Source organism: Pedobacter sp. W3I1 (genome assembly GCF_030816015.1).
In the GTDB taxonomy this organism is placed as follows: domain Bacteria; phylum Bacteroidota; class Bacteroidia; order Sphingobacteriales; family Sphingobacteriaceae; genus Pedobacter.
Genome location: NZ_JAUSXN010000001.1, coordinates 4,981,084 through 5,002,346, shown reverse-complemented (window position 1 = coordinate 5,002,346; position 21,263 = coordinate 4,981,084). Strand labels below are relative to the sequence as shown.

The following is a 21,263-nucleotide window of genomic DNA, read 5'->3' as shown; positions in this document are numbered from 1 at the left end:
CAAATTTAAAGATTTGCTTCGCAGAGCCTTCGGGTTCTCCACTACGGTCGAAATGACGATACTTCTGATCTACCCAACTCTTTTCATCCGTGTCTCCGTGGCAACAATTACTGGGTTATTAATGTTTCTTTGCTTTTTTTCCTCCGATTTTTTTTACACTAAATGTAAAGTAGTGCTGATATAGGTAACTGAAAAGTGCCATTAAAACCGAAACCAGTATTCTCGAAAGCATTGCCAAAGTTGGATAGTCTCTTAAAAGTTCCAGCAAAAACTTCAATAAAACATAATTGGCCAGTATGTTAATAAACTGAAGGTTTAAAAACCTAAAAAGCTGAACCCTGCCCTTTAATTCGCTATGTGTAAATATTACATATTTGTTGAGTAAGAAACTGGTTGGGATGGCAATGGTATAATCGACCAATAATGATGCGGTTTCTCTCTGAAGCACAATTACTCCAAAATCTACCTCTTCGGTTTTAAAAATGAAAAAGTAAGCAAAATAATAACTTAAGATTCCTAACAGCAAAGTACCGCCACCAGTGGCTAGGTATCTAAAATTATGTAAGGAAATAAACTTTTCAAAAGGAGGGTAAAAAAAATCTATTACGGCTAAAATTATTTTGCGCATTACTTAAAACTGTTCGTTGTTGTTATTTGGCGTACACCAAATTGCATAAGCGGTCGTCATCCTGATCCAATAGCTATTGGATTTATTTCAGGGTCTTTCCTGCAATAAAGATGCTGAAACGAGTTCAGCAGGACTTGATGGCTTTGAAATATGCAATTTATTGTGAATCCGTAGTTATTTGGCGCAATTTACAATTAATTTTTATTGCTGCGGTAATTAGATAATTTAAGCAATTACTCATTGTTGGTGTAAAATGTAGGTTGCGCAACAAAATCAATCACTGCACACCAGGTATAAGAGGGGTGGGGCTGTATGCTTACACCAACGGTATTGAGCTTGTATTTTTGATCGAGTAAATTAAAGCGGTGGCCGAGGGACGGTACGCCACAATCTAACAACAAGTGGCAAACAATATCTAGACTGTTCGAGTAACCGAAATCGATATTTTCGCTCATCGCCTTATTGGGAAAGTACCTGGATAAACGTTTCGAAAATTTATCTCCGTTACTGCTTTCGTGTGTATCGAGATTATTCCTGTTTAAATCTTGTGCATGGCCCCGGCTTAACGAAGCTAATTTATCATCAGGATAAAACATTTGCAGGTTTTTTACGCCACGTAAATGTTTAAGTAAAGAAGTATAGTAAGAATTATTTCTGGTAATCCGGAGTTCATTGTAATTCCTATACTTCCGCACTTTAGCATTGTAGTTATTGATGTAGTCTTCCAGGAAAGTATAATAAAACTTTTCACCATCAATGCGAATCAGGTTTATATACATCACAATGTTTTTTTCCTCATTGCTTAAATAAGAAGCATTTGCTGCGGTATTGGCTTTGCGGAATTCGGCATTAGTCCATTTTTGAGCATTAACCTGACTGGAAAAAATGAAGAGTAAAAGGGTAGGTAGAAGTATTTTAAACATAGGATGATTTTCATGATAACGTCTTTTAAGGCAGATTATTTTTCGGTTAGGGGTTTAGGTAGTATTTTGCACATGGCGTTTAGCGGTTAGCGTTGACGAGCTACAACAAAAAAATAACCACCAAGGCACTAAAAACACAAATAAATTAATCTTTGTGCCTCCGTGTCCTGGTGGTTAAAATTGCGAATGGTTTATAAAAACATACCACCAGATGCTTCAATGCGCTGTGCATTAATCCATCTGGCATCTTCAGTACATAAAAAGGCCACCACGCCACCAATATCATCAGGCACGCCTACGCGGCCCAAAGCTGTTTGCGAAGCAATTCCAGCATTAAGCTGATCGTTATCGCGCACTACACCACCACCAAAATCGGTTTCAATGGCGCCAGGAGCAACAATGTTTGATCTAATTCCCCTTGCACCTAATTCTTTTGCCTGGTATTTGGTTAAAGTTTCCATTGCACCTTTCATCGAGGCATAAGCTGCATAGCCAGGGGTAGCAAAACGCGCCAAACCAGTAGAAAGATTAATAATCCCACTGCCATCATTTAATAAGGTTAAAGCCTTTTGGGTTAAAAAGAAAGCTCCCTTGTAGTGGATGTTTACCAAAGTATCAAATTGTTCTTCAGTTGTTTCTGCAAATGAAGCATGAATGCCGATACCCGCATTATTAATTAAAAAATCGAATTTTTCGGCATTAAAAACAGATTTCAATACAGTTTTAACTGCTGCGAAAAAGGCATCGAAAGTTTTAGTATCGGCTACGTTTAACTGTAATGCTGCAGCCTGTACACCTAGCTGTTTTATTTCGTTAACCGTATCTTCTGCTTCTTCTTTTTTAGATTGATAAGTAACAATTACTCCAATTCCTTTTGCTGCAATTTTTAAAGCAGCATTCTTCCCTAATCCGCGGCTACCACCGGTTACCAGGGCAATTTTATTTTGTGTTTCCATTTTCTTTTAATTTGTTAAACAAAGTTAGCTGGAAACCCGCTGTAAAAATGGTGACAGCTTAAGTAAAAATGGTGACTGTTTAAGTTTTATATGGTGACAATTTCCTTATTTGCAGCTAAAGACTGAAAATAAGCTTCTCTGTACTGTTTTGGTGTTTGGCCAGAGAAATGTTTAAAAAACTTGGTAAAGTTAGATGGATCATAAGTTAGTGTCCTTGCTATTTCTGCAATAGGCATGCTCACATTTTGTAACATCGATTTTGAAATCTCCATTAAACGTTCTTCAAAGAAATAACAAGGCGAATGGCCTGTAGCCGATTTAATGGTATTGCTTAAGTGCGTAGGGTGAACGTGAATAAGCTCGGCAAAATCTCTTACTTCAAACATCTCGGTTGCCCTGCCCGATACCACATCATCCAAATGTTTATCCAGCTCTTTCAAAAAATCGGCTGCGATTTCATGTTGACGGGCAAAAAACTTCTGTGGGATTTTCATATTAAAGTGAGTGCTGTTTAAACAAATATAATATTCACACAAATGAATATGAAATCTGGAACCTATGGTAATCATATTTGTGACCAAAGGATTACGCATTACAAGATAGTTTATGGCGCTTATTTAATTTTTTTCCTTCCTAACCAAAATAAACTATTGATAACCATTTTGTTCTGTGTTTCGTTGTCGAAGGTATAAGAGAGTGTGCTATTGCTTTTGCCGTACTTGTGCTCGTAATCGATATCATTATGACCCATGTTTAAGTAAACCATTTTGAATTTTTTATTACTCCAAACCACTGGGTAATATCCATTATGCCATATTTCGTGTGCTTTTGGCCCGGTACCAAGTGGGAAACTCGAGGGGTCTATTGATAGTAAAATCTGGATGTCTGGATTTTTTCTTAAATCGTTCTGCCAACGGTACCATTCGTTGGGTTGTGTTTTAAAGGTTTTGGGCAGGTTTTTGGTTACCGGATGTTTTTTGTTTTCTACTTTAAGTATTGCCGATGTTGGTCGCCAGGTATTACTGCCATATTCCCCCGACCCCAAAAAAGTATAGTGGTACCAGTCCCAGTTTTGATCGAAAGCTGATTTTGATAGCGCAAAAGCAGAGAAATGAAAACCCATCCATGCACCACCATTTTCCATATATTTTTCAAAAGCTTTGCGTTGTTCGGGTGCTTCTGGCCGGGTATCTAAAAACAAAACAACCTGATATTTAGCTAGAAACTTGGGATTTAAATTACTCCAATTGGCTGTAGAGTCGTAACTGAAGCGATATTTTTCAGCCATTTTAGGGAACCATTTATTCGCCTCATGAACAAAACTGATATGTGCCTGGTCATTTTTCGCGGTGTAAAAAGCAATGACATTAAATTTTGGTTTACCCTGCGCTATAGCGATTGATATGCTGAAAAAAACAGCTAAAATGGTGAGTGTTGATTTTTTTGCGCTATACATTTGGTCAGATTAGCTTACTAAATTAATAAAACGCTGTTTAATTGAATTTCGTTAAGTATACATCAAGTCCAAAATGTGGTTTTACAAACGGTTCAATCGATTGATATTATGATCCCAATTCAAACACCTGTAGTTTTTTCACAAATCTTTCCCGTTGATACCAATCATTATAAACCAGTTCTATTTGTTTCACTTCGAAAGTGCCGAAATCAAAGTCCCTGTACTTTTCGATAAGACTAAGGAAACTGTCTTTATGCTTAAGTTCCGATCTGAAACGGATCACCGTAGCGTGGGCGGTTTGGATGGCATAACGTTTATCGATACTCTGTTGCAGGTCTGAATTTTTAAAGCCTGCACGCAAATCATCTCTGATTTCGTTTAAGGTATCTGTTAAAAAACCTTGAATTAAAATGCAGGATGGTGATGCAGTAAGCCCTTTAAACTGAATCTTGAAACGCTTATGCCTACTTAATATCTGTTGGATAAGCTGAATATAATCCTCAACTTCGATATCCTTTAAATCGAAACCCTCATAACAGGAAATGATAGACATTAAGGTAATGTGAATATCCGGATTTTGATAATAATACTGATCAGGCTCAATCGCTTTTGCTTCAGTTAAAAACTGCTGAATCTTACTGTTCGTTGCAGCATTAGGTCTGATTATCAAAGTGATTCCGAAACGCTGATCGGTATCCGAGTCGATTAAATGATCTATCTCATAATTTCCGGCTAATATCTTTGCGATTGACTCGGTATAAAGTTTATGGTAATGCTCGGCTAAATTCATTATTTATACACAAAAAGAAAGCGTATCACCAATACAGAATTGTCATCCTGAGCCCGTCGAAGGACATACTTAGATTTGTTGTAAAGCGTTTCGACAGGCTCAACGTGACAGATTGAGGGAAAATAAACTTTATGATATGCCCTTAAATATTATAAATCAAATTTAGATGCACTAATATGGTTAAAATTATGCCAACAAAGTTTTCCAGCTTACTGCCGAGCCAATAATATTACTTAAATCAGCAATGGCTACACGTTCTTGTTCCATGCTATCGCGGTGGCGAATGGTAACCGTGTTATCTTCTAAACTCTGGTGGTCAACCGTGATACAGAAAGGCGTACCAACAGCATCCTGGCGACGGTAGCGTTTCCCAATGGCATCTTTCTCTTCATAAATACAGTTGAAATCAAATTTCAAGGTATCCATAATCTCGCGAGCCTTTTCAGGTAAACCATCTTTTTTGGTTAATGGGAAAATCGCAACTTTGTACGGCGCCAATGCAGGGTGTAAACGTAATAAAGTACGGCTATCCTGTTTATCTTCAGTGCTTAAATCCTGCTCTTCAAATGCATTAATCATGGTTAACAAGAACATACGGTCTAAACCGATAGAAGTTTCGATTACATAAGGAACGTAGTTGCCATAGGGTTTGCCTTCTTCATTTAAATCGTTATCGAAATACTGCATTTTCTTGCCAGAAAATTCCTGGTGCTGCGTTAAATCGAAATCGGTACGACTGTGGATCCCTTCAACCTCCTTAAATCCGAATGGGAATTCGAATTCAATGTCAGTAGCCGCATTAGCATAATGTGCTAATTTAACATGGTCGTGGTAACGGTATTTTTCAGGAGCGGTTCCTAAAGCTTTATGCCATTTTAAACGTGCTTCTTTCCAGTATTCGAACCATTTTTTATCTTCACCCGGGCGAACAAAAAATTGCATTTCCATTTGCTCAAACTCACGCATCCGCATAATAAACTGGCGGGCAATTACTTCATTTCTGAAAGCCTTGCCAATCTGCGCAATACCGAAAGGAATTTTCATTCTTCCAGATTTTTGAACATTTAAAAAGTTTACAAAAATACCCTGCGCAGTCTCCGGACGAAGATAAACTTCATCACTTCCTTCAGCCATTGCACCGAATTGGGTGCTAAACATCAGGTTAAACTGGCGTACATCAGTCCAGTTTGAAGTTTTAGAAATCGGGCAAATTACTTTATAATCAACAATTAAATCTTTTAGCTGACCTAAATTCTCAGATTTAAGCGCAAGATTCATTTCTACCTCAAGCGTTAAACCCTTTTTAACAAATCTCCAGCTCGCTTCCTCCACAAAAGGGTATTTATCATGATCTAAAATTGTTTCCTCATCTTTAAATGTTGGCACCCAGCTTGCCTGGCCTTCATCACTTAAACCCAATATTTCCTGTTGAAATTCTTCAAATTTCGCCTTATTGTCTGCGCTGAAATTAGCCAGTTCCGAATATAGCTCATCAATTTTATTCTCCAATAACTGATCGGCACGGTAACGTTTTTTAGAATCTTTGTTGTCAATCATCGGGTCGTTAAAACCATCAACGTGTCCGCTAGCTTTCCAAACCTTAGGGTGCATAAAAATTGCAGAGTCAATCCCCACAATGTTTTCATGCATTTGTACCATAGCTTTCCACCAATAGGTTTTAATGTTGTTTTTTAATTCGGCACCCAATTGGCCATAATCGTAAACAGCACTTAAGCCATCATATATTTCGCTGCTCTGGAATACAAAACCGTATTCTTTAGCGTGTGATATTACATTTTTAAATTGTTCGTCGTTATTCTTTTGAGCCATAATGCAGCAAAGATAATAAAAAGGCGGAGGGTTTAAAGGTATAAGGCTGAAGGTTTTTGATCAATGGCAAAGGAACTGTAGATTTTAGAATTTCTTCCTCCAACTTAGGTGTGCTAAGGTGTCTTAAGTGGTCGAAAACTAACGAAGGTGCCTTGCCAGTCAGCTTATAAGCACTTAAATTTCTTATACAGTTCAAAATGATTTGAAAAGCAATTGCAGTGCTAATCGGTTTAATCAATCCCTGCTTTCCGCTTTACTTCGTTACACTCGTGCCCGCTGCAATCAGGTTTAGGTGGCTAATATAGTGCTGCTATTTTCGTTTTAACAGCAGATTGCAGAAAAAAAGATGATTAGCACCAACCATGGTAACTAACTATAAAGAAATAGTCGATAAAATGTTATGTAGCCCAAGGACTGTCGAAAGCTATCGCGATCAACTATGTGAAAAACTTGAACTTAAAACCCGGGTGGGATTGGCGGTTTTGCCATTAAGAATGGATTTGCATAAAGGCTAATTGTATATAATATTTAGTTAGGTCAACTGATATGATGGCACGATTAACCGATTTCAACAATTAACCAATTAACCTTACTTTTGAAGCATGAAATTTCATCATTTGCTATTCTTGGTTATTGTTACAGTTTTGACCTCATGCAAACCAGAAGAAAAAAGCCATCAATATATTAAGTTTAATACATTAGCGGAGTTGTATCAATTCTTAAAATGGTCGCCAGAAAACCGTTTTCCATTAATTAGTGCCCATCGTGGAGGCCCAATGCCTGGGTTTCCTGAAAACTGCATCGAAACATTCAACAATGCCACTACCTATAATCCAGTAATAATCGAATTCGACATTGCCTATAGTAAAGATTCGGTCATGGTGATTATGCACGATGACAAGCTCGATCGGACTTCGACAGGAAAAGGGCTGATTGGCAATTATACTTACGAGGAGTTGAAAGCCTTTAATCTTAAAGATGATGAGGGTAAAGAAACAAAATTTAAAATCCCGACTTTAGATAGTGTATTAAGCTGGAGCAAAGGAAAAGTTTTATTAACAATCGACTTAAAAAAAGGTGTTTCTTACTCAAAAGTGATTGAAAAGGTAAGGCAGTATAAAGTAGAAAGTAATTCAATTATCATTACCTATACCGCAGATCAGGCTAAGGAGGTACATCGATTGGCACCCGAGTTAATGATTTCAGCCTCTATTCAAAAGAGAGCAGAATTGAAACGTTTAAATAACTTGGGGATTCCTAACAACCGTATTGTAGCTTTTGTTGGTGTTTCTGCTCCAGGTAAAGAATTGTATCAATACCTGCACAACAAAGGTATTACCACTATTTTAGGCACCATGGGAAATATAGATAAAAGTGCAATTACAACTCCTGCAAAGATGGTTTATTACCACTTGGTTAATAATGGTGCAGATATTTTGTCGGGCGATAATTTACCTCAGGCATCAGAAGAACTGGATAAGTTTCGGTATAATAAAAAGTTAAGTTCATCGCATATAAACTAACCTGTTCGTTATTGCGAGGCACGAAGCAATCCTACTATAGTTTATTGCGAACGCTTTAAAATTGCTTCGTGTCTCGCAATGACGATAGTTCTAAACGTTACCTTTGCGAAAACCTTTGTGTTCTTTGCGGTTAAACATACAGATATGAGTATTTCAGTTAAAAATCTTTCTAAACATTACGATAAGCAAAAGGCAGTCGACTCCATTAGTTTTGAAGCCAAACCAGGTCGTATTTTAGGTTTTCTTGGTCCTAATGGAGCTGGTAAATCTACCACTATGCGTATGCTTACCGGTTATTTAGTACCTACATCTGGTGAGGCTGAAATTTCTGGTAAAAGTATTCTTTCAGAAGCTATAGAAGCTAAAAAACATATTGGCTATCTTCCTGAAAATACCCCGCTTTACGCCGATATGTATGTGAAGGAGTTTTTAAATTTTGTTGGTCAAACTTATAAACTCATCAATTTGCCTGCCCGGATTGATGAAGTCATCAAAATGGTCGGTTTAACACCCGAACAGCATAAAAAAATTGGCATGTTATCTAAAGGTTATCGCCAAAGGGTAGGTCTGGCGCAGGCGATAATCCATAACCCAGCGGTTTTAATTTTAGATGAGCCGACGTCTGGTTTAGATCCAAATCAACTGGTCGACATCAGGCAACTGATCAAAACATTAGGAACGGCTAAAACGGTTGTCATTTCTACACACATTATGCAAGAGGTGGAAGCCATTTGTGATGACATCATCATTATTAGCAAAGGCAAAATCGTAGCTAACGACTCGCTTGAAGGTTTGAAAAAAGCTCACCAACAGCAATCACTGGAAGATATTTTTAGAAAACTTACCGCTTAACTTCATGTCTGGCTCAAAAAACGCAATTTTATTCATCGCCCTTTTATTTTCAAGTCCCATACTATTAAAAGCTCAAAACAGCGCTAACATTGGCATAGCTGCAGAACTTGGCTTACCATCAGGCAATTTCTCCGGCATGTCGGGAATTGGGCTGGGCGCATCTGTAAAAGCTGATCTTCCTGTTGCAGAAAATTTTGCATTAACGTTAAATGTAGGCTTTATGAACTTTTTCGGTCGGCGGAATCAACTTTTCAATGTTCAGGATTTAACTTATATACCCGCTAAAGCTGGCTTGAAATATCAACTGGGAGAAAGCTTTTACGCAGAAGGGCAGTTAGGTGCAGCATTGTCATTAAATAACGGACAAAAAACTTTATTTGTTTGGTCGCCTGGCATTGGTAATCAGTTTAAGTTATCTGGCGAAAATAAACTCGATTTAGGCATAAGATATGAAGCATGGACAGGCAAAAATGAGTTTTCCGATTTAAATAAAACAAATACTAAAGGTTTTGTTGGAATCAGATTTGCCTATGTATTTGGGCTGTGAAACAATTTTTGTGTTTAATTGTTTGGTTTATTAGTCAAAAAATACAGTACTTACAAATCTTATAACTTAATACAACGTTTTAGAATAAATTATTTTTTATTTAACCTTCAGTTAATCAGAATGTTATGTTTTATAAATTTTGTTTCTGATTTTATTTGTAACGTTTTTGGCATCATGATTGTCTAAATCCCGAAATAATTAACGAACAATAATTTAAAAAACAATGAAAAAAGTATTACTATCTTTATTAATGGTTGCAGGCCTGGGCTTTGCAGCTTCAGCTCAAACAGAAGGGGCAGTTCAAAAACTAAGCATTGGTGCTGAGTTTGGCTTACCAACAGAAAAAAATTCAAATACATTAATCGTAGGTGGTTCATTACAGTACGAACATCCGGTGGCTAAAGATTTAAATTTAACTGGTTCTGCTGGTTATTTATCATTAATGGCTACAGGAGATGCTAAAGATTTTCTGAAATCTATTGGGGCAAAAACGAGTTATGGTGTTATTCCGTTAAAAGCTGGTGCCAAATATTATTTTGGTGGTAATTTTTATGGCGCTGGTGAACTAGGTGCAGCAATTAGCACTGAAACTGGTGGCAGCACTTTATTTGCAATTGCACCAACTTTAGGCGCATCGTTTTCTGTTGCCGATAAATCTAGTTTAGATTTCGGTTTACGTTATGAAAACTGGTCAGGAAATGGCGGCTCTACAGGCTTTATTGGCTTGCGTGCTGCATTTGCATTCGGTTTATAGTATTAAACCATGATTTTATTTCAAAGCCTCCAAGAAATTGGGGGCTTTTGTTTTTTCTAAGCGATTTAAAATCTATGAGTTAATAAAATAATTTAACGATTACTTTATTAACTATCAAATTAGTTTTTTATCATTGTACGTTTTCTCCTGATAGGTGAAGACACGGAAACTAAAAATAATTTTCAAAAACAACTCTCAAAATCAGATGAAAAAACTAGTATTATCTTTATTAACAGTTGCAGGTTTAGGCTTTGCAGCTTCAGCTCAAACAAGCAAACCTGTAATTTTTGGCGTTAAAGCCGGAATAGCTTTTCCAAACATGACAATCTCATCAGGGAGCGCATCAGTAAGTTTTGATGCAAAAACATCTTATTATGTTGGCGGTACAGCCGAATTTGTATTGTCTGATGTAATCTCAATTCAACCCGGTTTAACCTTTATAAATAAGGGAACAAAACTGACAAGCGGGGACATTGATTTCGAAGGCAATGACATTACAACTACTGATGAAGCAACATTAAATTTTAAATATCTGGAGTTGCCGGTAAATTTATTGGCGAATTTCAAATTAGGAAGCGCTGGTAAGGTATTTCTAGGTGCAGGACCTTATTTCGCGTATGCATTAAGTGCGAATGGCAAATACGGATCGATAAAAGAAGATATTAAATTTGGCGAGGCAGAATCAGAATTTAAACGGACTGATTTTGGATTAAACTTTCTGGCCGGTTATCAATTAAATAATGGCTTTAATATCCACGCTGGTTATGGATTGGGGTTAAGCAGTATTGCAGATACTGATCTCTCGGATGAGATTACCTTTAAAAATAAAGTTTTCTCAGTTGGGGTAGGCTTTTCTTTCTAACCGAACTGAGACATAAAGAAGAGGTTGTATCATAAAAACAATTTCTCCTCAGATTTTGTCATGTTGATCTTCCCGATGAAAACCGGGACTAGTCGTCGAAACACATAAAAGGTTATTTAACTAAGTCCTTCGACAGGCTCAGGATGACAATGCGAATTATGATATGGCCTCTTTTTAAATTTAAATATTGCTGATTTGATAATACATTCATTTAATCAATTCCTTTTAAATTTGCAGGAATAAATGGTTAACTTCGGCGTTTTAATAGCACATGTACGCAGTTTTTAAACGCGAGTTATTCAGTTTCTTAAGTTCGATGGTTGCTTATATTACCATCGGTATTTTTCTATTGGTTTCTGGCCTGTTACTTTGGTTTTTTCCTGATACCTCGATACTTGATTATGGTTATGCCGAACTTGATGGTTTTTTCAGTTTGGTGCCTTATCTTTTTATGTTTCTTATTCCTGCCGTTACCATGAGGTCTTTTGCCGAAGAACGGAGAGAAGGAACGTACGAACTTTTAATCACACGCCCCATCCAGATCTGGCAGATCATCGTAGCAAAGTATCTGGCAAGTTTGGTTTTGGTATTATTTGCCTTAATTCCAACACTAATTTATTACTATAGCATTTCAAAGCTGGGTTTTCCTGAAGGGAATATCGATTCAGGATCGGTAATTGGCTCCTATATCGGTTTATTTTTACTAGGGGCAGCCTTTACCTCCATTGGGATTTTCTCTTCTGCACTAACTAAAAATCAGGTGATTGCCTTTGTGATCGGTGCAGCTTTATGTGCATTCGCTTTTTTAGGCTTCGATTATAGCAGTCAACTTGCTGCATTTCAAAGTATTGGGAATATCATCAGCAGTTTAGGGATTAATCAACATTATACCTCGATAAGCCGTGGTGTTTTAGACACCAGAGATCTCATTTATTTTATTACGTTTTCCGTGCTGTTTTTATTAGTCACCAAATTGATAATAGGAGGGAAACGGTAATGAAGCTGAAGAATAAGTGGATTAATTCTATCGTCGTTATAGCCGCATTAATTATTTTAAATATTGTGGGGCAGTATGCTTTTCATCGCTTTGATTTTACGGCCGATAAACGTTTTACGCTGAGTGAAAAAACAGAAACATTATTACAGCAAAATAAAAAACCGGTAATCATTACTGTGTTTTTAGCGGGAGAGTTGCCACCTGCTTTTAAACGGCTGCAAGCTGCGGTATCTGATATTTTATCCGATTACCAGGCTTATGCCAAAACCGAAGTTAAGGTAGTTTTCGTTGATCCGATAGCAGGGCTTAATCAGGCCGATCAGGATACAGTAATCAATAATTTGTACGAAAGAGGCATAGAAGCAACCAATTTAAGTGTTAAAACTGAAAGTGGATTAACGCAGAAACTCGTATTTCCGATGGCGATGATGGAAAGCGAAGGGAAGGAATTCCCCATTAAACTCTTTCAAAATTTAGATACCCGTGGAAATTACGAAGACAATATAAACCGCTCTATTGAAAATCTGGAATATATTTTTACTTCGAGTTTAAAGAAAGTACTTTCTGGTGATAACCCCCGGATTGGCTTTTCAGAATCAAACGGTGAACTTTCCGATTTACAGCTGGCTGATGCCATTCACACCCTATCGAGCAGTTATTTGGTTGGCCGTATTGATTTAAATAGTATTGATAAAACAGGACTTGATAAATTGAAAATGCTGATTATCGCCAAACCTAAGAAGCCTTTTACAGAAACAGAGAAATACAAAATCAACTATTTTGTAATGAACGGCGGGAGGGTACTTTGGAGCATTGATCAGGTAAATGCCGAATTGGATAGTTTGCGGGGAAAAAGCGGACAGATGGCTGTTAATAGTAATTTAAATCTGGATGATATGCTTTTTATGTATGGTGCTAGGGTTAATTATAATATTATTGCCGATCCGGCAAACAGTGCTGAAATTCCGGTTTCTACAGGTGTGGTAGGCGGGCAGAACCAAATGCAATTGGTACCCTGGATTTATTACCCGATTTTATTACCCGATACTGTAGAAAATGTTGTGAAAAAATTGGATGGTGTAAAATCTGAATTTCCAAGTACAGTAGATACTATTGGTGTTAAAGGCGTAAAGAAATCGTACATTTTAGCTACATCTCCTTATAATAAAGTATATAATGTGCCGAAATTGTTTAGCTTGCAAATGGTAAGCGAACAGTTAGATCCACGATCTTTCCAAAGTAAACCACAGCATGTTGGTTTGATGTTAGAAGGTAATTTTCCATCGGTTTTTGCCGGGCGACCTTTACCAGCTACCATTACGCAACCTTATACCTTAGAAAGTACAAGTAAACCGGCTAAAATGATCGTGATAGGAGATGGCGATATTTTTAAAAACCAGGTATCGGAGCAAAATGGAACGCCCTTTCCCTTAGGTTTCGATCGTTATTCGCAGCGTACCTTTGGAAATAAGGCCTTATTGCTCAATATTGTTGATTATTTTACGGATAATGACAACTTAATTGCGCTGCGAAATAAAGAAGTTAAAATTAGATTGTTGGATAAAGCCAAAATTAAACTCGAAAAAACAAAATGGCAATTTATAAATGTGGTAGCACCCTTGCTATTGTTAATATTCTTTGCGATTTTTCAACATTATTACCGCAAATACAAGTACGCTAAATAATTTTTATATTTTTGAAGAAGACTAAATAATATCATGAGATTTATTGTATCCACATCAACTCTATTAAAACACTTACAAACCGTAAATGGTGCATCAAGCAGCAGTACGGTTTTGCCTATATTAGAAAATTTTCTCTTCGAAATTAAAGATGGAAACTTAACTATCTCTGCTACTGATCTGCAAACCAGCATGACAACTGCTTTGGCTGTAGAATCAAAGGAAGAAGGTAAAGTTGCTGTTCCATCTAAAATTTTATTAGATACACTTAAAACATTGCCAGATCAACCGATCGCATTTAATATCGATGATAGTACTTTTGCAATCGAGATCAGTGCAGGAGATGGTAAATATAAATTGAGTGGTGAAAATGGTGATGATTTTCCGAAGATTCCTGTAGTAGAAAATGCATCTTCTGTAAACTTACCTGCATCAGTTTTAACTGAAGCCATTACGAAAACTATTTTTGCTGTAAGTAACGATGAATTGCGCCCGGCTATGACAGGTGTATTCTGCCAGTTATCTCCTCAGCACATCACCTTTGTGGCTACCGATGCACATAAATTGGTGAGGTATCGCCGTATGGATAGCAAAGCAGATAAAGCAACATCATTTATTCTCCCTAAAAAAGCATTAACCCTTTTAAAAGCCGCTCTACCTTCAACAGATATTAATGTATCAGTTGATTATAATGCAACCAGCGCTTTCTTTAAATTCGAAAATATCAATTTAGTGTGTCGTTTAATAGACGAGCGCTATCCTGATTATGAGGCGGTAATTCCGACCAATAATCCGAATAAATTAATTATCGATAGAAGTTTGTTTTTAAACACCCTTCGTAGGGTTGTAATTTTTGCGAATAAGACGACACATCAGGTAAGATTGAAAATTAGCGGAAGCGAGTTAAATATCTCTTCTGAAGATTTGGATTTTGCTAACGAGGCGCACGAGCGTTTAAGTTGCCAATACGATGGCGAAGACCTTGAAATAGGCTTCAATGCACGCTTTTTGATCGAAATGTTGAGTAATTTAAGTGGTGATGAAGTTACTTTAGAACTTTCGACACCAAATAGAGCAGGACTTTTAATTCCACAAACTAATGATGAAAACGAAGACGTTTTAATGTTAGTGATGCCTGTGATGCTAAACAATAGTTATTAAAAAAAAAACTAACTTATTAGTTTTCATAAGAAAATGGCTTGGTTTTTGACCGAGCCATTTTGTTTTTAGTCAACTAACAAACCAATGAAAATCTATAACAATCTCTCGAAATCACTGATTTTGCTTATCTGCTTATGTAGTATAGGCATATCATCCTGTAAAAAGGATAATCCAGATGAAGTAGTAAAAGGCCAGGCCAAGGTAAAAATGGTCAACGCATCGCAGGCCGGCGTGCATCAGGATGTTTATTTAGATAACGAAAAACTAACTACTGTAGCTTTAGCTTTTGGCGAAACCAGTGATTACGTAAAAATACCTTCTGGTAATAGAAGCGTTTCTTATGCCGGCACAAATAATACAACTACTGATACTTCTTTAAACTTTACGCCATCTATTACCTACACTACTTTTTTAGTCACCAATAAAAAAGGAGAGATGGAAATAGTGAGTTACGAAGATAACCTAAGTAATAATGAGGCAGATAAAGCTAAAATTAAACTGATTAACCTGACACCAAATTTTGCTACAGGCATAAATGTTATGGTACAGGGTGGTGTTCAGTTTGTTAATGGACTGGCTTTTAAAGAAGCATCGAACTATTTTACGGTAGATACTGGTGTAAATTTAAGATATTCGGTGGTAGGCTCTGGCAGCCTTAAAACCATTGATAAAACGAGTTTAGAAGGAGGTAAAATTTACACGATTTGGTTTAGTGGTACTACGGCTGCAACATTAGAAGCGCATATCATTACCGATAATTAATTTCAAAGTTTAATATGCTTTCTGCTATCTTTACGTTTTTATTAGCATCAGCGATTAATTATGAAAAACAAAGTATTGTTTCCTAAAATATTTCTTCTTCTTACACTTACCGTTTTAATCAGCTCCTGCATCAAAAATGATAATTTAATTGAAGGTGATGCTAAAGTGCGGTTTTTTCAAGCCGCTTCAACTGATACAACCCAAACTTTCTATTTAAATGGGGTCCAAATTGGGACACCAGTTGCTCACGGTACAAATACAAGTTATGTGGTAGTTGCTGGCGATGCTGCTTATAATATAGCTTCGCGTAATATAAATACTGGTGTTGATGTAGCTTCGTTAGCAGATCAAACATTTAAAATTGGACAGAATTATTCTGTTTTTTATTATAAAGAAAAAACTGGCGATCCTGCAAAATTGAAAGTTTATACTGATGATGTAAAACCAGATCTTGATTCAGCTAAGCTAACTTTTTTAAACCTTGGTTACACGCTAGGTTCAAGTGTTGTAATTACGGATAGCACGAATACGGCCAAACCTGTCGAATCTACAATTGCATATGGAGCTATTAAAACTTTAAAGGTTAAAGTTAATAAAAACATGAAATTTGCTTTTAAACTAACTAATCCTACTGCAACAAATCCACCGCCTGTGGTACCACGCTTAGATTCTCTTAATATTAATAATGGTAGAGTTTACCTTATCTTATTGGATGGTGATAAAAAGGGAGAACTTAAAAATCGAATCATTTCTGCCAACTAATTTTATTGCATTATACTAGCATTTAATCCCTTTGATATTCATACTTTTGCCCAAAATTAGATAAATGGAACTACTACAGCAGCTCATAGATTTTATTCTTCATATAGACGTACATTTAGCTGAAATTGTTAATGAATATCGTACCTGGACTTACCTCATTTTATTTCTGATCATATTTGCCGAAACAGGTTTTGTGGTTACACCATTTCTTCCCGGCGATTCGCTGCTTTTTGCAATGGGTGCTTTAATTGCAGGCGAACATGAAACTGGTTTAAACATCTGGATCATGCTTGTTATTTTAATTGTTGCAGCAATTTTAGGAAATACCCTTAACTATAAACTCGGGAGTTTTTTAGGTGCAGGGGTGTTTAAGGAAAAGAACAAAATTTTGAAGCTTAAATATTATCATCAATCTCACGAATTTTTTGAGAAACACGGTGGTAAGGCCATTATGTTAAGCAGGTTTCTTCCAATTTTTAGAACCATTGCACCATTTGTAGCAGGAATAGCCAAAATGCCTTTCGGTCGTTTTACTTATTATAACATTGTAGGTGGTGTTGCCTGGATAGTTGCATTATTGTTAGGAGGCTATCTGTTAGGACAAATCCCGGTAATTAAAAATAACTTTGAACTGGTTATTATTTTTATTGCTGTGGTAACGTTTGTTCCTGCCATCTGGGCAGCCATCAGAAGTCGTTTTCAGCCTAAAAAGATTGAGGCAATTATTGAAGGAGAGGACACAAAATCATAATTAAAGTTCCCTGCCAATTAGGGAACCGTTTTGAAATTTCCTTTCTATCTCTTCACTTTCTTTTTTTTCATCAGGTACTATCGCTGTTTTAATCAGGTTTTTGAGCACTGGCTGACCTGCATCAACCCAGGCAGAATACCAGAATGAACCTGTCTCTAAGATAGCCGCACGCATTTGTTTTTCTACCATGTTATTCATTTTAGTATGGTAGGCTTTCGAATAGGCCGTAGCGTATTGTTTAAGCACAGTATTATTCCTTTCAGAAAAACTATACTTTTTGTCGGAAGGAAATGATGCGCTCAGTTCCGCTTCGAAAGTTAATACGGTATCAACCAAACTGTGCGTGTGTTTAAGTATTTTCCAGATTTCTTGCAATGGGTTTTCAATATAATATGCCTTGCCAACAACAAAATTGTATTGAGTGGAAAACAATTCGGGTAAACGGCTTTCCCAAAAAGCGTGGATACCAACCTGATTAGTGAGTTGCCCATTATGGTTAGCCGTAGTATGTAAAGGAACATGTGCATCGCCAATGTAATGGCCCAGATCTGCAGAGTATTTTAAGATTTTTACCGAATCACGCATTTTAAAGGCTTTAACTAAACCATAATAGCTGCGCTGTATTTGCCAGGGGATAATACCATCAGTGTTCAGTTTTTTCAGGCCATATTTAGCCAGGGCATCATCCCATTTTTCGGGAATACTATCTATATTTTTCTCGTAGTTTTCCACATCGAGGTAATGCCGTGGTGCTTCCAAGGTATCGGCATATCTGCGTTTATCTGGGTCAACAGCATGTTCGGTAATGTATTTGATATTCTTTTTATAGAAACCGATCATATCAGAAGGCAAAGTGAAAACAGCAAGGTTATTTATCCTTTGATGTGCAAAGAAACCCCAGGAGGTACAAAGAAATATAGGGATGATTAACGCGGTTAAAATCGTTAATCTTTTCATATACCGAAGATATGCAATTTTCTTTGTAACCCTAAGGGTTTAAAAGCCAAAAATTATGCATTTTCCATTTTTTTCATATCAAGCTTTTTCATCTGCATCACCACATCCATAACTCTTTTTGCTCTTTCGGGATCTGCCATTAGCTCACCGATGTTTGATGGAACAATCTGCCATGAAAGTCCGAATTTATCTTTTAACCATCCGCAAGCACTCTCTGTACCGCCATCATTTATAAAAGTATCCCAGTAATAGTCTATTTCATCCTGACTATCGCAGTTTACCATAAGAGAAATGGCTTCATCGAACTTAAATTGCGGACCGCCGTTAAGGCCCATAAATTTATTTCCATTTAATTCGAAAGTAACTACCATGGGAGTAACCTGCGTAATTTTAGAATCTTTAAATACTGTACAATAGTATTTTGCTGCTGCTTCGGCTTGTCCGTCAAACCAAAGACATGTTACAAGTGGTTTTGTCATTTTATATAAGTCTTTTTGTTGCCACAAGTTAGGCAAGATTTTTAGGCTGCGTAAGGTTTAAAAGTGACGATTTAAGGGGGCGATTTGGACAATAATTTTAATTTAATTTTACTTAGTTTTCCACCCCTTGCCCCTCCTAAAACAGGAGGGGAGTAGGAACTGCTGAGGCAAGATCTGTTCCTGTTATTAGAGTTTATAGTTTGAACCCTTTTGCTATACATTTTACAAGATGAAATAGCTCCCTTCCAAAGATGTGCGGGTTAGTCGTTGGAATGAACATTTTGCTGTATATAATTTACTAGGTGAATCAGCTCCCCTCCTTATTTTCAAGGAGGGGTTGGGGGTGGTTAATAAATTTGTTAAATTTATCCCCATGGAATTATCTTGCCCAATATCTGCAGAAAGAGTAAATGAGAATGTAGTTAGGATTATTGCCTTAATGGTTGCGGTGATCGCAATTACTTGTGTTGTGTTTTCAAATTATTGGGCAATTGTTTTTCTGATATTTGATTTTGCCTTGAGAGCATTTACAACAGGTAAATTTAGTTTGTTGAAATTTATCGCCATTAAAATATCTGCCGGACTTTCGCTTTCACCGAAAATGAAGGATCTGGCCCCAAAAAAGTTCGCGGCAACCTTAGGCTTTATATTTTGCCTTCTAATTACCGCGGTATTTTTATTTGATTTTTATAATGCAGCGCTAATTTTTACCTCCATCATGATCGTTTTCGCTTTGTTAGAGAGCTTATTCGCCGTTTGTGTAGGCTGTTATATCTATTCTTTTTTGCAGATTTTCACTAAAAAGAAAGAGGCTTAATTTATTTATTTAAAGCTTCGCGTACTTTAGGTGCAATCTTGCTACCGAATAACTCAATTGATTTCATCAAAGCTGCATGAGATGGCCCGCCTACGTCCATGTGTGCGGAGAAACGTGTTAAACCAAAAGTTTCTTCCATGGCTAAAATCTTCTCCACCGATTCGTTTACATCGCCAATAATTAACGCACCGCTACTGCTCCGGCCAGTATCGAACTGGTTGCGTTGATAAGGTGCCCAACCGCGCGATTTTCCAATCCTGTTCATCTGGGCTGAATAAAGTGGATAATAATAATCGGCAATTGCATTACTGTCCTCACCAAATAAGGAATGCATGTGAACGCCTACTTCGAACTTTTTCATGTCATGTCCATAAGCTTCATAAACTCTTTTATAGTAATCGAAAAGCGGCTTAAACTGAATGGGCTGACCGCCGATGATGGCAAACATTACAGGTAAGCCTAATCTACCAGCACGTTCTACTGATTCTGGTGTTCCACCAACGGCCACCCATATCTTTAGCTTGTCGTTTATAGCTCTTGGCAATACTTCCTGGTTATTCAACTCTGGTCTGAATTTACCTTTCCAAGTAATTTTGGGCGCTGCGTTTATTTTAAGGAGTAAATCTAACTTCTCTTCGTAAAGCTCGTCGTAATCTTGAAGATTGTAGCCAAACAGGGGAAACGACTCAATAAAACTGCCGCGACCAGCCATTAATTCGGCCCTGCCATTTGAGATTAAATCTATTGTGGCAAAATTTTGATACAATTTAACCGGATCGGATGAACTTAAAACCGAAACCGCACTGCTTAGTTTGATGTTTTTGGTAACAGTAGCTGCGGCAGCCAATATAATTTCAGGACTCGATACGGCGTAATCAGGGCGATGGTGTTCGCCAATGCCATAGAAATCTAAACCAACCTCGTCCATTAGTTTTATTTCTGCTATAATTTCCTGAAGTCTTTGCTGCGCGGGTTGAATTTCTCCTTTTGCATTAATCTGCAAATCGCCAAACATACCGATACCTAATTCCATAATATTAATAATTTCAACAAAGTTAATGGATAAGGGTTTGGTGGTTTTTGATGTATGGTAAGAAAAGAGATGAAAGGATTTATAATTTAATCGCCCAGTTTACCTAAAGTTTTAAAAATGCTTTCAAGTTCATGGTTGGGATAATCGAAATTGGTCGCATTGATCATGAAGTTTTTCCCATTTAATAATGAAATGTCAAGAAATTTGCTCCTATTTTTATCAATTAATAGGTTGTATTCAGTTTTAGCTTTAATACTTCTAATCTCTGACCATTTATAAGTGCCAAGATCTTTAAAAGAGATTTCATGCGCTGTGGCTGTAATCGCATAAACTTCTTCTTGGTTCTTTAGATACTTTAATACAAGGATTAAGTATCCAGTATATAGAATTACCAAGATAATAAGGGTTAAAATATAATTAAAGTCTATCAAAGAGGCTATGCCCATAAAGACTAAGGGGAACACACAAAATGGAATTACTATAAGTGCCAAGTTCGCATTGTCTTTAACTTTTATTGATGTGATCATGTTTGACATAAGGGTTGACTTTTACAGCTTCATAGAAATAAATCCGTTATAAACACCATCAATTACTTTGCTCATCCTTTGAGATTTTAATTTGATTCATAGGTTAAACAGCAGGGGATGCATGGACTGATCCTTAACCGAAGATAATTATTGTTTTTAGTTTATGCACAATGCAACCTCGGTTTTTTATGCCTACCCGGGTTAGCTAAACCCG

General features: G+C 36.9%; 24 protein-coding genes. 13 read left to right on the top strand and 11 right to left on the bottom strand.

Annotated features, from left to right (window positions below; genetic code table 11):
• Positions 1–118: 118 nt before the first annotated feature.
• The 7 genes from QF042_RS20410 to QF042_RS20380 all read right to left on the bottom strand — a co-directional run bounded on the left by QF042_RS20410 (position 119) and on the right by QF042_RS20380 (position 6,583).
• Positions 119–628, bottom strand: coding sequence for a GtrA family protein (locus QF042_RS20410; protein ID WP_307531842.1), 510 nt, complete (start codon positions 626–628; stop codon positions 119–121).
• A 233-nt stretch (positions 629–861) separates the two neighbouring features.
• Complete coding sequence (locus tag QF042_RS20405; RefSeq protein ID WP_307531840.1) at positions 862–1,551, bottom strand: CAP domain-containing protein; 690 nt, start codon at positions 1,549–1,551, stop codon at positions 862–864.
• A 191-nt stretch (positions 1,552–1,742) separates the two neighbouring features.
• Complete coding sequence (locus tag QF042_RS20400; RefSeq protein ID WP_307531838.1) at positions 1,743–2,507, bottom strand: SDR family oxidoreductase; 765 nt, start codon at positions 2,505–2,507, stop codon at positions 1,743–1,745.
• Positions 2,508–2,593: 86 nt separating this feature from the next.
• On the bottom strand, positions 2,594–3,001 hold the full coding sequence (locus tag QF042_RS20395; RefSeq protein WP_057932418.1) for an AraC family transcriptional regulator: 408 nt from the start codon (positions 2,999–3,001) through the stop codon (positions 2,594–2,596).
• Between the two features lie 119 nt (positions 3,002–3,120).
• Entirely contained in the window at positions 3,121–3,963 is an 843-nt protein-coding gene (locus tag QF042_RS20390) for a ThuA domain-containing protein (RefSeq protein WP_307531836.1), read from the bottom strand.
• Positions 3,964–4,069: 106 nt separating this feature from the next.
• A complete protein-coding gene (locus QF042_RS20385) occupies positions 4,070–4,753 on the bottom strand; it encodes a 2'-5' RNA ligase family protein (RefSeq protein WP_307531834.1) in 684 nt (227 codons plus the stop codon).
• Between the two features lie 186 nt (positions 4,754–4,939).
• Positions 4,940–6,583, bottom strand: coding sequence for a glycine--tRNA ligase (locus tag QF042_RS20380; RefSeq protein ID WP_307531832.1), 1,644 nt, complete (start codon positions 6,581–6,583; stop codon positions 4,940–4,942).
• Between the two features lie 362 nt (positions 6,584–6,945).
• On the opposite strand from QF042_RS20380, the gene QF042_RS26405 reads away from it, so the two are divergent.
• The 12 genes from QF042_RS26405 to QF042_RS20325 all read left to right on the top strand — a co-directional run bounded on the left by QF042_RS26405 (position 6,946) and on the right by QF042_RS20325 (position 17,236).
• Entirely contained in the window at positions 6,946–7,098 is a 153-nt protein-coding gene (locus tag QF042_RS26405) for a LuxR C-terminal-related transcriptional regulator (RefSeq protein WP_373459090.1), read from the top strand.
• An 87-nt stretch (positions 7,099–7,185) separates the two neighbouring features.
• On the top strand, positions 7,186–8,106 hold the full coding sequence (locus QF042_RS20375) for a glycerophosphodiester phosphodiesterase family protein (RefSeq protein WP_307531830.1): 921 nt from the start codon (positions 7,186–7,188) through the stop codon (positions 8,104–8,106).
• 144 nt (positions 8,107–8,250) lie between these two features.
• Entirely contained in the window at positions 8,251–8,958 is a 708-nt protein-coding gene (locus QF042_RS20370) for an ATP-binding cassette domain-containing protein (protein ID WP_307531828.1), read from the top strand.
• Between the two features lie 4 nt (positions 8,959–8,962).
• Complete coding sequence (locus QF042_RS20365; protein ID WP_307531826.1) at positions 8,963–9,505, top strand: hypothetical protein; 543 nt, start codon at positions 8,963–8,965, stop codon at positions 9,503–9,505.
• Positions 9,506–9,728: 223 nt separating this feature from the next.
• On the top strand, positions 9,729–10,259 hold the full coding sequence (locus QF042_RS20360; protein WP_307531825.1) for a hypothetical protein: 531 nt from the start codon (positions 9,729–9,731) through the stop codon (positions 10,257–10,259).
• 205 nt (positions 10,260–10,464) lie between these two features.
• Positions 10,465–11,121, top strand: coding sequence for a porin family protein (locus QF042_RS20355; protein ID WP_307531823.1), 657 nt, complete (start codon positions 10,465–10,467; stop codon positions 11,119–11,121).
• 271 nt (positions 11,122–11,392) lie between these two features.
• The gene (gldF, locus tag QF042_RS20350; RefSeq protein WP_307531820.1) at positions 11,393–12,118 is read left to right on the top strand and encodes a gliding motility-associated ABC transporter permease subunit GldF; all 726 of its coding nucleotides are present in this window, start codon (positions 11,393–11,395) and stop codon (positions 12,116–12,118) included.
• Positions 12,118–13,803, top strand: coding sequence for a gliding motility-associated ABC transporter substrate-binding protein GldG (gene gldG / locus QF042_RS20345; protein ID WP_307531818.1), 1,686 nt, complete (start codon positions 12,118–12,120; stop codon positions 13,801–13,803). Before gldF ends, gldG begins: the two co-directional genes overlap by 1 nt.
• Before the next feature lie 33 nt (positions 13,804–13,836).
• Positions 13,837–14,961, top strand: a complete 1,125-nt coding sequence (gene dnaN / locus QF042_RS20340) for a DNA polymerase III subunit beta (RefSeq protein WP_086545224.1) — start codon at positions 13,837–13,839, stop codon at positions 14,959–14,961.
• Positions 14,962–15,045: 84 nt separating this feature from the next.
• Positions 15,046–15,723 carry a DUF4397 domain-containing protein gene (locus QF042_RS20335; protein ID WP_307531815.1) on the top strand — a complete coding sequence of 226 codons (678 nt, stop codon included), beginning with the start codon at positions 15,046–15,048 and terminating at the stop codon, positions 15,721–15,723.
• 60 nt (positions 15,724–15,783) lie between these two features.
• The gene (locus QF042_RS20330) at positions 15,784–16,485 is read left to right on the top strand and encodes a DUF4397 domain-containing protein (RefSeq protein ID WP_307531813.1); all 702 of its coding nucleotides are present in this window, start codon (positions 15,784–15,786) and stop codon (positions 16,483–16,485) included.
• Between the two features lie 64 nt (positions 16,486–16,549).
• Complete coding sequence (locus QF042_RS20325) at positions 16,550–17,236, top strand: DedA family protein (RefSeq protein WP_307531811.1); 687 nt, start codon at positions 16,550–16,552, stop codon at positions 17,234–17,236.
• Here QF042_RS20325 and QF042_RS20320 read toward each other — a convergent pair whose 3' ends face one another.
• Positions 17,237–18,193, bottom strand: coding sequence for a zinc dependent phospholipase C family protein (locus QF042_RS20320; protein ID WP_307531809.1), 957 nt, complete (start codon positions 18,191–18,193; stop codon positions 17,237–17,239).
• Between the two features lie 53 nt (positions 18,194–18,246).
• Entirely contained in the window at positions 18,247–18,672 is a 426-nt protein-coding gene (locus QF042_RS20315) for a VOC family protein (protein ID WP_307531807.1), read from the bottom strand.
• A 373-nt stretch (positions 18,673–19,045) separates the two neighbouring features.
• Here QF042_RS20315 and QF042_RS20310 point away from each other — a divergent pair, with 373 nt between their 5' ends.
• The gene (locus QF042_RS20310; RefSeq protein WP_307531805.1) at positions 19,046–19,489 is read left to right on the top strand and encodes a DUF4395 domain-containing protein; all 444 of its coding nucleotides are present in this window, start codon (positions 19,046–19,048) and stop codon (positions 19,487–19,489) included.
• Position 19,490: 1 nt separating this feature from the next.
• Here QF042_RS20310 and QF042_RS20305 read toward each other — a convergent pair whose 3' ends face one another.
• On the bottom strand, positions 19,491–20,522 hold the full coding sequence (locus QF042_RS20305) for an LLM class flavin-dependent oxidoreductase (RefSeq protein ID WP_307531803.1): 1,032 nt from the start codon (positions 20,520–20,522) through the stop codon (positions 19,491–19,493).
• A gap of 86 nt (positions 20,523–20,608) precedes the next feature.
• Positions 20,609–21,049: a hypothetical protein gene (locus tag QF042_RS20300; protein WP_307531801.1), complete on the bottom strand. Its 441-nt coding sequence runs from the start codon at positions 21,047–21,049 to the stop codon at positions 20,609–20,611.
• Between the last annotated feature and the right edge of the window lie 214 nt (positions 21,050–21,263).

Bases quoted from the DNA above. Each gene is read 5' to 3' on its own strand.
- QF042_RS20410 (WP_307531842.1), bottom strand. From the start codon at position 628: ATGCGCAAAATAATTTTAGCCGTAATAGATTTTTTTTACCCTCCTTTT.
- QF042_RS20405 (WP_307531840.1), bottom strand. From the start codon at position 1,551: ATGTTTAAAATACTTCTACCTACCCTTTTACTCTTCATTTTTTCCAGT.
- QF042_RS20400 (WP_307531838.1), bottom strand. From the start codon at position 2,507: ATGGAAACACAAAATAAAATTGCCCTGGTAACCGGTGGTAGCCGCGGA.
- QF042_RS20395 (WP_057932418.1), bottom strand. From the start codon at position 3,001: ATGAAAATCCCACAGAAGTTTTTTGCCCGTCAACATGAAATCGCAGCC.
- QF042_RS20390 (WP_307531836.1), bottom strand. From the start codon at position 3,963: ATGTATAGCGCAAAAAAATCAACACTCACCATTTTAGCTGTTTTTTTC.
- QF042_RS20385 (WP_307531834.1), bottom strand. From the start codon at position 4,753: ATGAATTTAGCCGAGCATTACCATAAACTTTATACCGAGTCAATCGCA.
- QF042_RS20380 (WP_307531832.1), bottom strand. From the start codon at position 6,583: ATGGCTCAAAAGAATAACGACGAACAATTTAAAAATGTAATATCACAC.
- QF042_RS26405 (WP_373459090.1), top strand. From the start codon at position 6,946: ATGGTAACTAACTATAAAGAAATAGTCGATAAAATGTTATGTAGCCCA.
- QF042_RS20375 (WP_307531830.1), top strand. From the start codon at position 7,186: ATGAAATTTCATCATTTGCTATTCTTGGTTATTGTTACAGTTTTGACC.
- QF042_RS20370 (WP_307531828.1), top strand. From the start codon at position 8,251: ATGAGTATTTCAGTTAAAAATCTTTCTAAACATTACGATAAGCAAAAG.
- QF042_RS20365 (WP_307531826.1), top strand. From the start codon at position 8,963: ATGTCTGGCTCAAAAAACGCAATTTTATTCATCGCCCTTTTATTTTCA.
- QF042_RS20360 (WP_307531825.1), top strand. From the start codon at position 9,729: ATGAAAAAAGTATTACTATCTTTATTAATGGTTGCAGGCCTGGGCTTT.
- QF042_RS20355 (WP_307531823.1), top strand. From the start codon at position 10,465: ATGAAAAAACTAGTATTATCTTTATTAACAGTTGCAGGTTTAGGCTTT.
- gldF (WP_307531820.1), top strand. From the start codon at position 11,393: ATGTACGCAGTTTTTAAACGCGAGTTATTCAGTTTCTTAAGTTCGATG.
- gldG (WP_307531818.1), top strand. From the start codon at position 12,118: ATGAAGCTGAAGAATAAGTGGATTAATTCTATCGTCGTTATAGCCGCA.
- dnaN (WP_086545224.1), top strand. From the start codon at position 13,837: ATGAGATTTATTGTATCCACATCAACTCTATTAAAACACTTACAAACC.
- QF042_RS20335 (WP_307531815.1), top strand. From the start codon at position 15,046: ATGAAAATCTATAACAATCTCTCGAAATCACTGATTTTGCTTATCTGC.
- QF042_RS20330 (WP_307531813.1), top strand. From the start codon at position 15,784: ATGAAAAACAAAGTATTGTTTCCTAAAATATTTCTTCTTCTTACACTT.
- QF042_RS20325 (WP_307531811.1), top strand. From the start codon at position 16,550: ATGGAACTACTACAGCAGCTCATAGATTTTATTCTTCATATAGACGTA.
- QF042_RS20320 (WP_307531809.1), bottom strand. From the start codon at position 18,193: ATGAAAAGATTAACGATTTTAACCGCGTTAATCATCCCTATATTTCTT.
- QF042_RS20315 (WP_307531807.1), bottom strand. From the start codon at position 18,672: ATGACAAAACCACTTGTAACATGTCTTTGGTTTGACGGACAAGCCGAA.
- QF042_RS20310 (WP_307531805.1), top strand. From the start codon at position 19,046: ATGGAATTATCTTGCCCAATATCTGCAGAAAGAGTAAATGAGAATGTA.
- QF042_RS20305 (WP_307531803.1), bottom strand. From the start codon at position 20,522: ATGGAATTAGGTATCGGTATGTTTGGCGATTTGCAGATTAATGCAAAA.
- QF042_RS20300 (WP_307531801.1), bottom strand. From the start codon at position 21,049: ATGATCACATCAATAAAAGTTAAAGACAATGCGAACTTGGCACTTATA.